This window comes from Okeania sp. SIO2F5 (assembly GCF_010692685.1).
Lineage (GTDB): Bacteria > Cyanobacteriota > Cyanobacteriia > Cyanobacteriales > Microcoleaceae > Okeania > Okeania hirsuta.
The window spans coordinates 1-13,936 of record NZ_JAAHGU010000169.1 but is presented as its reverse complement, the minus strand read 5'-3'; the positions used below and the strand labels follow the sequence as shown (position 1 = coordinate 13,936).

Here is a 13,936-nt window from a genome sequence, read left to right as displayed (position 1 = left end):
GCATCCTTAAAACTTTAACCTTTAGCGATCGCCTAATTTATGAAAAATACAGCTCATACAGTTACTTTTATGTTACATTATCAATATTTATGTAATATGTAAAGATGCCAGCGCTCATTGCTATAAATTTAATAGATTTGATACTTTCATTATGGAAAAACATCCCTCTTTTTGTCAAACTTTGGAAAAGGATAAACTATAAAAGCGATCGCCCCTCCCAAACCAATTTATTCAATAACAGGACTTACACACGGACACTAATCAAGTCAGGGTTGATGACTTTCAGCCCTACATTTACGGTGGCATTGCGGAGCAATATTGACCCATATTTTTGCATTGAAAATAGTAGAAAAAAGACAAAAATTGCCCCGCAAATCCCAATTTAATTAATGCTCAAAAATATCTTTATACTGCAATAAATCTAATCCCACAAACACGGGTAAACATTCAAAACACTGCTGTGCTAATTCCCACCTTTCCTCACGTTTCAACATTTTAATTAACTTCTCCCTGACATTCAATAAATACCGCACATCATTAGCAGCATAACTCAATTGTTCCTCTGTTAAATTCTCTGCATTTCCCCAATCAGAACTTTGAGCAGATTTATCTAACTCTACTTTTTCTAACTCCATTACCAACTCTTTTAAACCATGTTTTCCTGTATAAGTTCGTGCTAATTTACTGGCAATTTTGGTACAGAAAATTGGGGAAACTTTAATGTCTAAATGATGCTGCAACATTGCTACATCAAACCTAGCAAAATGAAATATTTTAACTATTCCAGTTGCCTCCATTAATTGTTTTAAATTCGGTGCTTCTTGTTGCCCTTTTTCAATCCGAATTGCTGTAACTTTGCCTTGAGCATCGCATAACTGGACTAAACATAAGCGATCGCGCCAGGGCAACAATCCCATAGTTTCTGTATCCACTGCAATACTATCTGCTTGCAAATAATCAGATAATATGGCCTCCGTTAAATCGTGATCGCATACTTGAAAATCACTCATTACTCACTTGATAATTACTAATATTTTTTAGACTGAACAATTATATCAAATTTGCTTGCTTTTGCGTCAGTCCAGTAGGGTGTGTTAGCAAAGCGTAACGTACCAGACACACTTAAATGTTGCTACAAAAAAATCAGGTTCAGTAGGGTGTGTTAGCAAAGCGTAACGTACCAGACACACTTAAATGTTGCTACAAAAAAATCAGTCAAACCTTGCTATAACAAAAGTTATACCAAAAAATCTAATGCACACTTTTAGCTGTGTCAGTCTACTACGACTGGACTGTGGGATGGTGCGTTACCGAATAATTAATAATTAATAATTAATAATTAAATAATTCGCGCCTTGAAACCTCCCCTTTTAAGGGGAAAAAAGCGGTCGATCTTCGTAGCTTCCCGAAGGGTGGGATGGCGATCTTCGGAGCGGGTCTGCAAGAACGGGTCTCCTCGCCATATCCAATTGACTAAGAGAAGAAATAATATTTCCTTATATTCAATTCCGTAACGGTTTTAACCAGAGGTAATTATCAATTATCCATTATCAATTAATGAATAACGCACCCTACTGGACTAATTTATCGGCACAGAAGAATATAGTAAATTAGCTTAAAAACCATCTTTCATTACTAAAATTTTCTCTGCCACATTTTGAGCAACAGGCATTACGGATAACCTATTTCCTTTCTTAGTAACTAACAATTCATCTGGGCTAAATTCTTGCTTCAAAATAGCCAAAGATATTAATTGAGGAAACTCTTCTACAAATTCCACAAAAACAGTTTGCCACCGAGGCGAATTAGGAGTAGATTTTGGGTCAAAATATTGGCTTTTTGGGTCAAATTGAGTAGGGTCAGCAATGCCACTTTCTAATATTTTTACTAATCCAATAATGCCAGGAGGTACAGTATTAGAATGATAGAAAAATGCTAAATCTCCCGGATTAATTTGTCGCAAAAAATTCCGAGCTTGATAATTTCTCACTCCATCCCAAATACAAGTTTTTTCATGTTTCATATCTGAGATGCTGTAAGTTTTTGGTTCAGATTTCATTAGCCAATATTTCATTATGTGTTTAAAAATGATATATTATTATTTGAATACTTAAATATAAACACTACTATGAAAAATATAGTAGATCAAGCTAAGTCTAATAACAACAATCAACTAGCGATCGCTATTTTTGGCTATAATATCATCTTCCCCCTCCGGGGGAGCTACGCTAATGGTTGAATACTTATAAATAACTATTGTAAGCAGTCAGGAGTGAGGTAGGGGAGCGGTCGGATTGGCGACGTACAGGAGTCAGGAGGTAAGAAAGGAGAAAAAGAGAAAATATTGGTATTGGGGGTATTGATAATTTCAGTATTTATTTGGTACTGTCGGTACTGTCAGTCCTTAAATTTTATTTATAACTGACCCGTCCGCAATTCGTAGCTCACCCGGAGGGATAACATGATATAATATAGAGAAAATCAATGAATATAAAAACTACTCAAACAAATTCTTTTTCGTGAAAGATAAATATTCTCAAGCTGAAAAATGGTTAGATAGAGTTAATTCTTAAAAGAGCGATCGCTAACCTTATCTAAAATATAAAATATACCTTTTCCGACAAAACATGAGCAAAACCCAAACTCAACTACTCACAGAAACTTGGATAACAGCAACTTGGGAAGAATACATCCAAACTATTGAAGACCCAAGTTATGAAAAAGCCAAAGTTTACTACCACAAAGGAAAACTCAGAATAGAAATGTCACCATTAGGAAATGACGACGCTAGTGACCACACAGTTATCATTACTGCAGTTGGTCTCTTTGCTGCTACCAAAAACATTGATCTAAATGGTAAAGATAATTGTACCTACCGCAAAACAGGATATCAAGCAACTCAACCCGATGTTTCCTATTACATTGGGGAAAATGCTGATGTTATTCCTTGGGGAAGTTCTATTATTGACCTAGATATTTATCCCTCACCAACTCTAGTTATTGAAGTTGCCAATACTTCCCTCCCTGATGATAAAGGGGAAAAGCGTTTGCTGTACGAAGCACTGAATATTGCTGAATATTGGATAGTTGATGTCCAGAATGTAGAAATTATTGCCTTTGCTGTTGCTGACGGTGGTAGTAGAAAAATCGATCGGTCTCAAGTTTTGCCTGGTTTAGACATTTCTTTATTAGAGGAAGCACTTCAGCGCACTCGTCAAACAAATCAAACTCAAGTTTATGCTTGGTTATTAAATCAGTTTCAAAATAGGGAGTAGGGAAATGAATCATGGATAATGAAAACTATCTCTAATTAGGGTTTGCGCTCAAAAGTCTTTTAGTAGGGGTAGGAGACAACCCACCCCTCGCCCCTCCCCCTCCCAGGAGGGGAGACATGGGAATGAGCGAGGAGGTAGGAGTAACAATTGTCAATTTGGGATTTTTCTGCCCAACTATGAGCCTAAAATACGCTCCATGCATGAGCATAAACAGCTGAAAAATTTGCACTGCAATTCGACCCCAAAAAGGCACTTGTCTTTATATGTCAATGCTTTTAGATTTATTCAGCAGAGCAATAATTATCAATTATCCATTATCCGTTGGTAATGAGAGACTTTAAATCTCTAGGGATTAATTATTAATTATTAATTATTAATTATCATACAATATCTTTCCTCTTCTGAAACCAAATAGTAAAGCCTAAATAAATCAGCGAATGTAAACATAAAGCTCCCCAACTTATCCCTAAATTTTCCCAGTTAAGGTTGTAAACATCTGAACCATAAAATGGTAATGGAACGGTACTTCCATTTGGTAATTTAGTTGCTTCTGGCACCATATTATTAACATTTACAAGTGCCCCATAAGCAGCTACAGACCAACGACTTAACATTAGCCAAGAAAATTTACTAGCTATACCTGTCATTTCAAATAAAACACCAGAAAAAATAATTTGAGGTAGCAATATTAAGGGTAAAGCACTATTAGCTTGAGAACCATTTTTCACAATAGATGAAATCATTAATCCCAGACTAATACAGCTTATTAATGTTAAAAAAGTGGTAATACTAACTCCTATAGGCCATGAAATTAATTCTGGCTGGGGATTTTCAAATCCCAGTATTACTACTACTACTATTAATAGAGTTTGCAGAGTTGCTAATAATCCTAGAACTATTAATTTTGAGCTGAGATAAGCAAATAATCCTAAGTTAACTAATCTTTCCCGAATATAAATAGCTGATTCTTTGACTATTTCTTGCAGAGAACTAGACAGACTAACCCATAAACAAGCACAGGTAAATACAAATAATACTCGCAAAGCTAAAGGAGCTAAGGTAGGTTCTGGGTCGCCAATTAATGGATTTTTATCTCTAACTGCAAATAAAATTAAACTAATACCAATAGGGGCAGTAAATAAAGCTAAACCTAAGTTAATGGGGTCGCGAATAGTTAATTGAAAATATCGTTGAATTAAAATAAAAAGTTGTTTCCAAAAAGAAGTAGGTTGTTGTTTAGGGGGTAAATTAGTAGGGGATTTTAAATTATCGATACTGAGATGATTGGCAATATAACGTCGATAATATTCTGATTGACGAAAATTATTTACCCACTCATTAATATTTTCATCATTGGTTTCTAGTTCGTTATAAATATCAGCAAAATCACCAGTATTGACAGAGAAAAAAGTCATAGCTTCTCTCGAAGAGCCAAAATAACATAAACGCCCTCCTCTACCTAAAAAAACTACTCGGTCGCAAATTCTAATATTAGCTGTGGCATGGGTAACTAAAATAATTGTTCGTCCTTGATTTGCCAATTTTCTTAATAGTTGCATCATTTTTTTATCTAAACCTGGGTCTAGTCCTGATGTCGGTTCATCTAAGAAAAATAATTTGGGGTCTGCTAATAATTCCACACCAATACTTACCCTTTTTCTCTGTCCTCCACTTAACCGACTAACTAATGCATTTTTCCTCTCTTTCATCTCTATTTGTTCTAGAGTTTTTTCGACTACTTCCTTAATATTAATATCCGGCGGTAATCGCAATTTTGCTGCATAATTTAAAACCTCCAATACTGTTAATTCTCGATGAATAATATCATCTTGAGGAACATAACCAATTTGAGTCCGATAGATATTGAAATTATTCCTTAAATCTTCACCATTAATATAAACTTTGCCTTTAGTTGTAGGGTCTATTCCTAATAATGTTCGCATCAAAGTTGATTTACCAGTGCCACTACCTCCCACCAAGGCCACAAACTGTCCTGGTTCGATCGCAAAGGAGATATCATTTAGCAAAACTCGTGTTTTTCCTCGTTGGTCTCTGACTATTCTAAATAGGCGATCGGCATCAATACGAATTTGATTTCCAGGGTCAAAAACTTCTAGGCGATCGCTACGCCGAATTAGAGTAAAAGGTCCTATTTTGACGACCGCTCCTTCTGTCAAAACAATAGAGTTTTTAACTCGTATCCCATTGACGAAAACGCCATTAGTACTATGGTCGCGTAAAATGTAATTACCCTGACCATGAGGTTCAATGGTGGCATGACGGCGAGAAACAATGGGAGCATCCAATTCCAAAGTTGCATCAGGATCGCGACCAAGTAAAACCGATCGTTCTTTTAAAGATATTGAGCTTGTTTTTGGTAAAGATGCTATAGTTATGGGATTATTAGGATTGAAATATTTCAGCAAAATTTGGTTTTGGGGGTCGAGACCAATTTTGATTTCCATGCCATTCTCTAGAAGATGACCTTCAGATGGAGTGATGCGAGTACGGTCTAGAAATAATCCATTGGTACTTGCTCGATGACCGTCACCATCATAAATATAGTAGCGATCGTCAATTTTCCGGATAGTGGCGTGGTAACTAGATATAACTAACCAACCAGAAGGTACTACAAGATCGGCGTGGAGGCGATCGCGCCCTAATATATGATTGTCTTGTGTCAGTTGGAAAGTGATAATTTGGCCTTGATTACTTAATTCTATATAAGGATTATTACTTAAAAGGGTAGTTTGCCCTGTTTTTTTATTCATACTTAATATTAGATTTTAGATTCTCTTGCACAAATTGACAAAAACTATTTATATTTAATCAGAAGTGGGTAATAAGTTCTAGTTGAATCTACAATTTATTCTGTTAAGTTGAGCATAAAATAGACGATTGTTTCGGGCAAAATTTATTGCTAAATTAACTATATTATTTATCTAAAAAAAATCTAATCAAACAAAGTCAAAGTATCAATATTTGATTATTTTTTGATATGGCAGTGAAAAGAAAGGACGCGGACAGATAAAAAGCTTAAAACTCAGAAAACGCCAGATTTTTCCTTCTGTTGTAGATAACTACAATCTTCTTACTTATTACTTCTTCCTTCTGCTATGTAAACTGCTAAAATGCCAGACAGAGTTAACTATAGTATAATCTCTAGATATTACTGCAATAAATGAAGATGAAACTAATGCTAAAAAAAATTTTTATAACTACTATCTGTATGGCGTTATCTTTAGCTGGGTGTAAATCACCTGAACCGGAAATACCATCTCCTTCTCCTGAAACCACACCTTCCCCAAAAGTATCAATTGAAATTCCGGAAAAACCCTTAACACTACCTCCAGATAATCCTGAAAAAATAGCCTCTACTCAAGTACAAACATATCTTAGTAGATTAGCAAATCAAGGATTTTCTCAACAAAATCAAGGAATATGGATACAATCAAATGATACTTTATTAGCAAATTATCAAGGTACAATTCCTTTACCAGCAGCTTCAATTACTAAAGTAGCAACTTCTTTAGTAGCCTTAAAAACTTTCAATCCCGACCATCAATTTATTACTTTAATTGGCACAACAGGTACAATTGAAAATGGCGTTTTAAATGGAGATTTAGTCATTCAAGGAGGAGAAGATCCATTTTTTGTATGGGAAGAAGCGATCGCTATTGGTAATTTATTAAATCAAATGGGGATTCAAAGAGTTACTGGAAATCTAATTATTACTGGCAAATTTTACATGAACTTTGAATCTAATCCTCAGACTGCTGGTAATTTATTGAGACAAGGATTAAACAGTCAAATTTGGTCTTCAGAAGTTTTAAATCAATATCAGACTTTGCCTCCAGATACAGCAAAACCACAAGTAATAATTGATGGGGTTGTAGCAGTTTCTCTTACTCATAGTGAAAATATTAAACTATTAGTTAGACATTATTCTTTTCCGATGGCTGAACTGGTGAAAAAGATGAATCAATATAGCAATAATTTAATGGCAGATATGTTAGCTGAAGCTGTGGGAGGTTATCAAGTAGTTGCGGAAAAAGCTGCTGAATTTACAGGAGTACCAAAAGAGGAAATTCAACTAATTAATGGTTCTGGTTTAGGAGAAGAAAATCGTATTTCTCCTCGCGCTGCTACGGGAATGTTTCTAGCAATAGATAAATATCTTCAGCAATATAATATGAATGTGGCAGATGTATTTGTTATTGTAGGTAAAGATAAAGGTATTTTAGATGAACGTAAACAACTTCCAAATTTGGCAGTAGTTAAGTCTGGAACCCTGGATTATGTTAGTGCTTTAGCAGGAGCTTTACCAACAAAAGAAAAGGGAGTTATTTGGTTTACAATTCTGAACAAAGGAGCTAGTGTAACAGAGTTACGCAACCAGCAAGAAATTTTACTTAAAGATGTTTTAAATAACTGGGGTTATGTTGATTTATCACCAGCAAACTTAACAGCTAATCCTGAGAGAAAAACTAAAACTTCTCGTAGTGAAATTATACAATAGGGAGTAGGGGAGCGGATAGGGAGGTTGCGTACAAGGTCTGTAGAGGAGTAGTCAAAACATGAATAATTAGGGTTTGCTGAAAAAGTATGAGTAGGGACGTTGCATCCAACGTCCGTACAGAGTCAGAATAAATAGGAGTTATAGAGGATCTACCAGGAAGAATAGTCCCTTGATTTTTCTGCTGTAGTGAGCATTAAAGGCTCACTTTTTGAACCTGAATGACCTAAAAACTTACACTTTTTAAGAACCTAAAAAGGCTAAAAATTTATCTGTCAATACTTTTAGATTTAATCAGCAGAGCAATAATTAACAAGCTTCTGCTTAATAAGGTTAATAATTATCAAAAAGGTCATTTTGCCTGTTAATTACTCAAGTAAATCATTATTTTTTTCAAATTGGTATTAGACATCTCCAATAATAAAAAATAAAATCAATTATTTCTCCCTACTCTTGAGGGACGTTGTATGCAAAGTCCCTACTACTTCCTACTCCCTATTTTCTAAGAAATTGACTGCTGAACAGGTGCAGCAGCAACAATTTTTAGTGCCATAGTTGAAAGAGGTAAACTTTGTATATAAACTAAACCAGGACCCGTTAGTTTAGTTAAAAATAAACCCTCTCCAGCAAATACAATATTCTTCAAACCACCCATCATTTCAATCTCATATTTTATCGACGTAGAAAAACCAACAACTGCACCAGTTTCTACCCGTAATTCTTCCCCGTCAGCTAAATTTTTTTCTACAATTGTACCACCAGCATGAACAAAAGCTAATCCATTTCCCTGTAATTTTTGCAGGATAAAACCTTCTCCACCGAAGAAACCAGCACCCACCTTTTTAGTAAAAGCAATTTCAATATCAATACCATTAGCAGCACATAGAAAAGAACTAGATTGACATAAAAATTCTCCACCTAATTCCGTTAAATTTAAAGGAATAACTTGCCCTGGATAGGGAGCAGCAAAAGCAACTCTAGCTTTACCTGTACCTCGATTGAAAAAAGTGGTAATCATAAAACTTGCCCCAGTCAACATTCGCTTAAAACCTTTCCAAGCACCACCACCAGTAGTAGTTTGCATTTCAATGCCTTGTTCCATATAGGTCATTGCTCCTGCTTCTGCTCTAACTCCTTCTTCAGGGTCAAGTTCAATTTCTACTAATTGTAGAGATTCTCCTTTGATTTCATAGTCAATAATATCAGCGGCCATAATACATACATATCCTTAAAATTATTGATCTTATAACATTCAGGACTTACGCAAAATATCAAATCATAAACCTTCTGTAGGGGCGAATGGCCATTCGCCCCTACTAGATAGCGGTGCAACCCCGCGTCGGCGTCAGACGCAAAGGAACGCGCACCAAGAGATGGTGGTTCTGCATAAGTCCTGATCATAAAAAATAAAATCAATCTCATACGCATAAATCATCAATTATTTACCCCGACTTCCGACTCCCTCTTTTAGCAAAAAAACTATAAAAAACCGAAGGGTAAATACCTAAATGCTTAATCACTAGGAAACTAAGCCAGATATTCCACATCGCCATAGTCAAGCTAGTAGCGATCGCTGCTCCAATGGAACCAAAGATAGGAATTAATACTCCATTCAAAACAATATTAACTAAAGCAGCATAACCATAAATAACTTAACTAAAGTCTGTAATGGCACCAACCAAATCACAATTAGAAGTGGTTTTGCGTAGGCAAAGCTGTGATAATGGTTGAGCAATAAAATTAGACCCGTGGTAACTAAACACAAAAAGACACTACTCAATATGGTCAGTAACAAGCTGCCACGGATAATACCGCTCAAACGCCCCCAATCTTGCTTAACTCGGTATTCGGAAATTAAGCGCAATACCGTGCGAGGGAAACCCAATCCTGCTGGAATTGCTAAGAGTATTGACACTCCACGGGATAAATCCGCGTGGATTCTTAAGAGGAACAAATTTGCCGGGATAAATCCACGTCAAATTTTACCCTTAATGGCATAGCCAAAGATGCCTAAGCGTCTGTCCGGGGTAAACCCCCATAAGGTTGCTTTTGACTCCAATATTTGCAGCTCCGTTACAATCTGCATTTATCAATTTATTCTGCTTAGTTTTGTACAAACCGCGTTTGACTCGCTTGCCACTAAAACTGTATTCATTCGGGTTATTAGCATTGTAAACAGGTATCCGATCGCCGTCTAAAAAACTAGCCTTAGAGGTATAAGACTCCTCCTGTTCTATATAGGTTAATCCATACCTATAACACATAGCTTTTAGTTTAAACCTGAAACTATGGTGTGGTATTTGTACAAATTTTTGGTTAGTTTTTTTACCTAAATTGATACTTTGTTTGATTCCTGGATTTACGCCAACAACAATAGTAAATATCTTGTTTTCTCTACACCAGTTAATTAAATATCTAGCTGCTTTATTCAGGTAATCTCTAATTTTATTGTTCCGATTTACTGTAATGCTAATTTGCTTTTTGGTTAAACCTTTAATGCCTTGTTTATCCTTTAATGACTGCAATCTAGAATTTTCCTTGTTGTACCAATGGTTCATTGACTTAAGTTTTCTACCGTCTAAAATAAACGATGACCCAGTATTTGATACACAAGTTGCGCTTATTATCTAAACCAAGGTCTATTGCTAAAGCATTGTCAGATTTTACTATCTGAATTTGCTGATAGTGAAGTTTGAGTCATAGATGCTGATTTTTTTGATTACGCAAAAGATGAAACTATACACCACCTGTAGGGGTTAACGACCGTTAACCCCTACTACTTCTCTTGGATCGACAGGTCTTGCCACTAAAATACCAATGGCACTTTCCACATTCCAAATATATCTTTCTAAATCATAAGCAACCGTTACTTTTCCCGCAGGGGAAGCATGAATCAAACCAATATTACCATCAGAATTACGATAAACTAAACCAGTATGAGTCACATCTAAGCCATTAATTTCTGTTGCTACGGCGACTATATCTCCCGCTTTTAACTGAGAATAAACGGTACTAATTTTATAGTAAGGAATATAATTAATTTTCAGTTTACTGATACTATCTTCCATACTAACAATACATTGATAATTAGCATCATTCCTAGCAATTTGTGGATACTTAAATCTATTTTTACTCATAAAAAATAATTGCTTATTTACCCTTTCACCACCTAATTTAACACCGATATCTATAACAGTTCCACGTCTTTGATTATCAGCAATCCATTCAGAGAAATAATGTAAACGGCTGCAATATCCATCCATTTTACCTTTCCAGTAACGCTGGTTTCTAATGTTATTAATAAAGGTAAAATAAGCATAATCTTCCATTGCTATTCCCCTAGCCATTGCCAAGACAGTTTCCACAAATAATACACAATCAAATCCATCTAAACTAATAACTAAAGATTCTTGATTTGATTGGTCTAATAATCCAGCCTTGTAGGGAGCACCAATAAAATAATCAGCGATCGCCTGCATAATTTCTGCCATCGGACGTTGAGAAAGATTTTGTTTTATAGCATATTCCATCACTGGTTTAAACTGAGGATCTTCGGGAATATTATTAGCTGATGGTTTTTTAATTCTTTTGTCTCCAACACTTTTATTTAACTGAACATCAATTACTGGTCTTGTCGGAGGTTGAGAAGGACCTATAGGTGCTTCTTTTAAAATACTTTGCCTTGATAAAATAGATAATTTTGATGATTTTTTTTCATCAATATCTAGAGATTTTAAAGTAGTATCATCAAATTGAACTCTACGAAAATTCGATAGTTTTTCTGAAGCAGATAATTGTGAATTAATATTATTTTTATTGTCAGATTTTATTTTGCGATTATCCCGAACATTAGCAATATATTTAGTCTGTAAATTAACACTATTTTGAGCAGCATTAATCTTATTTACAATAGATAAAATTCCTGTATGGCTGCCAGTAATTGCTACTGTTAAAATAATTAACTTTAATAATTTTCTCATTTTTGATAAGGATTATTAGCTAATAAGTATGTTATCCTGAATTAAAACAAATGGGTAATAATTCCTGATGTGAAACCGACAGTTTTGAACAATCGCTATCAAGTTATACAAGCACTCAGTAGTGGTGGGTTCGGAGAAACCTTTTTAGCTCAAGATACCCAAATGCCTTCAGGCCGCTACTGTGTAATTAAGCAACTTAAAGTAGTTACAAATAATCCCGAAATTTACCAACAGGTATTACAACGTTTCCAACGAGAGGCGGCCATTTTAGAAGAATTAGGGGAGACTAATAGCCAAATACCCAAGTTGTATGCTTATTTTAGTGATACAGCAGGTCAATTTTACCTGGTACAAGAATGGATAGAGGGAGAAACTCTAGGGAAAAAAGTAAAAACTACAGGCCCAATGACAGATGGTGATGTTCAGAAAATTCTGATTAGTTTACTATCGGTTATTAATTATATACATAGCAGAAATATTATTCATCGGGATATTAAACCGGAAAATATTATTTTGCGCCAACAGGATGACTTGCCAGTTTTAATAGATTTTGGGGCAGTAAAAGATTCTATTAGCACAGCAATTAATTCTCAAAATACGACACCTATTTCTATTATGATTGGTACTCCTGGATATATGGCTTTTGAACAAGCAGTAGGACGACCAGTTTATGCCAGCGATTTATATAGTTTAGGACTAACAGCTATTTTTCTACTAACAGGAAGAGTTCCCCAAGATTTAGAAATGGATTTACAAACAGGGAAGATTATTTGGCAAAAATATACGAGTAATTTAACTCCTAAATTAGCAGGAATTTTAGACCGAGCAATTCAACCTAATATTAACGATCGCTTTGCTACATCTACAGAAATGTTAGATGCTTTAAAGTCTAATTCAACTCAGGTTTTTACTAATGAAAAAACTCCGTCATCTTCATCTTTAGTAGTAATCAATAATTCTGACACAGCGACAACTTTAAATTCACCTTTAGACCAATGTCTAGACCCTCCTTCAACTCAATTATCTATTAATCGCAAAACTTGGCAGAAAGCTGTGATTATTAGTGGTGCTATTGGCAGTTGTTTTTTGAGTAGTATTTTGCTCAAAAATGTCTTAAGCAAATCTCCCCAAACGGACTTAGAAATACCAAATATTCCCACACCACCCACCACCGAATTAGTAACATCAATTTCTCAACAACAAGCTCAAGAATTAATCCAGAATTGGTTAAAAGCAAAAAAAGAAATATTTGCTCCTCCCTATAACCGAAAACTTGCTGCTGAATTAACAACAGGAAAAGTCTATGATAGTATAGTAGCCTCCAATGGAGCGATCGCCTGGTTAAAAGAAAATAATGCTTACTATCAGTATAGAGTACAAAAAATAGATAGTATTGAATATTTTTCTACTCAAGGAAATCAAGCCAAGATTCAAATTAAAGTTACTGAAGAATATCAACTTTTTAAAAATGATAAATTAGAAACTACAAGGTCAGGCTCTGCCCAACTAACAGTTATTTATAATTTGACATTTGTAGACGGCAAATGGAAAATAGCTACTTCTCAGATTATTTAGAAATAATACTATAGTAATTCGTAGAAAAAAACAAGTATAGTTTACAAAGGGTGATAAATACTATATGTACTTCTTTGTTATTAAATTATTATACCAAATTTCAAAAAGGTAGTTATATTAAATTTGGTTGAACCGGAGTAATACTAAATCGGGTTTTACTAGTGGTCTGTCCCATTAATTTTGACGGGTAGGATAAATTTTTGAAAGCTTAACTCTTGCGTCTTCTGTACGAAAACGCCAATCTACACAAACCGGGGTTGCATTGCGCTCACCCTGCCAAATTGAAACTTCTTTTTCTCATTTTTCTCAAGTTTCAGCATCTGGAATTCATCGATTTAAACATTGCCCTACAAGTACAGATAATATCAAATCCGGTAGCATCGGTATAAAATCTTTTGAAGTAGGAGTCAGGAGTCAACCCACCCCTAACCCCTCCGGTGGAGGGGAAGGACCGAGTCATATCATGTCCGGTAGCATCGTTTGTGTATAATAGAGGAGGAAGAAAAATAATTGCCCGGAGCGATATTGCTACGCAACGCTACCGCGATCGCTACTCTTCAAGCACTTGACAAATCATCAGTAGGCCACCA

At 35.2% G+C, this 13,936-nt stretch carries 12 protein-coding genes; 4 read left to right on the top strand and 8 right to left on the bottom strand.

Annotation, left to right across the window (positions count from 1 at the left end):
• Nucleotides 1–386: 386 nt before the first annotated feature.
• Nucleotides 387–1,010, bottom strand: coding sequence for a ribonuclease H-like domain-containing protein (locus F6K27_RS29390; RefSeq protein WP_287279487.1), 624 nt, complete (start codon nt 1,008–1,010; stop codon nt 387–389).
• Nucleotides 1,011–1,615: 605 nt separating this feature from the next.
• Nucleotides 1,616–2,074: an EVE domain-containing protein gene (locus F6K27_RS29385; RefSeq protein ID WP_124143279.1), complete on the bottom strand. Its 459-nt coding sequence runs from the start codon at nt 2,072–2,074 to the stop codon at nt 1,616–1,618.
• A gap of 553 nt (nt 2,075–2,627) precedes the next feature.
• Here F6K27_RS29385 and F6K27_RS29380 point away from each other — a divergent pair.
• Complete coding sequence (locus F6K27_RS29380; RefSeq protein ID WP_287279486.1) at nt 2,628–3,275, top strand: Uma2 family endonuclease; 648 nt, start codon at nt 2,628–2,630, stop codon at nt 3,273–3,275.
• A 380-nt stretch (nt 3,276–3,655) separates the two neighbouring features.
• Here F6K27_RS29380 and F6K27_RS29375 read toward each other — a convergent pair whose 3' ends face one another.
• Nucleotides 3,656–6,046, bottom strand: a complete 2,391-nt coding sequence (locus tag F6K27_RS29375) for an ATP-binding cassette domain-containing protein (RefSeq protein ID WP_287279485.1) — start codon at nt 6,044–6,046, stop codon at nt 3,656–3,658.
• A gap of 425 nt (nt 6,047–6,471) precedes the next feature.
• Here F6K27_RS29375 and F6K27_RS29370 point away from each other — a divergent pair, with 425 nt between their 5' ends.
• A complete protein-coding gene (locus tag F6K27_RS29370) occupies nt 6,472–7,794 on the top strand; it encodes a D-alanyl-D-alanine carboxypeptidase (RefSeq protein ID WP_287279484.1) in 1,323 nt (440 codons plus the stop codon).
• A 499-nt stretch (nt 7,795–8,293) separates the two neighbouring features.
• Here the strand turns inward: F6K27_RS29370 and F6K27_RS29365 are convergent, their stop codons facing one another.
• From F6K27_RS29365 to F6K27_RS29345, 5 genes are all read right to left on the bottom strand, one after another.
• Nucleotides 8,294–9,004, bottom strand: coding sequence for a TIGR00266 family protein (locus F6K27_RS29365; protein WP_124143275.1), 711 nt, complete (start codon nt 9,002–9,004; stop codon nt 8,294–8,296).
• Between the two features lie 229 nt (nt 9,005–9,233).
• Nucleotides 9,234–9,407, bottom strand: a complete 174-nt coding sequence (locus F6K27_RS29360; RefSeq protein ID WP_287279483.1) for a hypothetical protein — start codon at nt 9,405–9,407, stop codon at nt 9,234–9,236.
• An 11-nt stretch (nt 9,408–9,418) separates the two neighbouring features.
• Nucleotides 9,419–9,706, bottom strand: coding sequence for a hypothetical protein (locus tag F6K27_RS29355; protein WP_287279482.1), 288 nt, complete (start codon nt 9,704–9,706; stop codon nt 9,419–9,421).
• 73 nt (nt 9,707–9,779) lie between these two features.
• The gene (locus tag F6K27_RS29350) at nt 9,780–10,376 is read right to left on the bottom strand and encodes a transposase (RefSeq protein WP_287279488.1); all 597 of its coding nucleotides are present in this window, start codon (nt 10,374–10,376) and stop codon (nt 9,780–9,782) included.
• A gap of 171 nt (nt 10,377–10,547) precedes the next feature.
• On the bottom strand, nt 10,548–11,771 hold the full coding sequence (locus F6K27_RS29345; protein ID WP_287279481.1) for an N-acetylmuramoyl-L-alanine amidase-like domain-containing protein: 1,224 nt from the start codon (nt 11,769–11,771) through the stop codon (nt 10,548–10,550).
• 84 nt (nt 11,772–11,855) lie between these two features.
• Between F6K27_RS29345 and F6K27_RS29340 the strand changes: the two genes are divergently transcribed.
• Both F6K27_RS29340 and F6K27_RS29335 read left to right on the top strand, forming a co-directional pair.
• On the top strand, nt 11,856–13,346 hold the full coding sequence (locus F6K27_RS29340; RefSeq protein WP_287279480.1) for an IMS domain-containing protein: 1,491 nt from the start codon (nt 11,856–11,858) through the stop codon (nt 13,344–13,346).
• Between the two features lie 262 nt (nt 13,347–13,608).
• Nucleotides 13,609–13,836 carry a hypothetical protein gene (locus F6K27_RS29335; RefSeq protein ID WP_287279479.1) on the top strand — a complete coding sequence of 76 codons (228 nt, stop codon included), beginning with the start codon at nt 13,609–13,611 and terminating at the stop codon, nt 13,834–13,836.
• Nucleotides 13,837–13,936 lie beyond the last annotated feature (100 nt).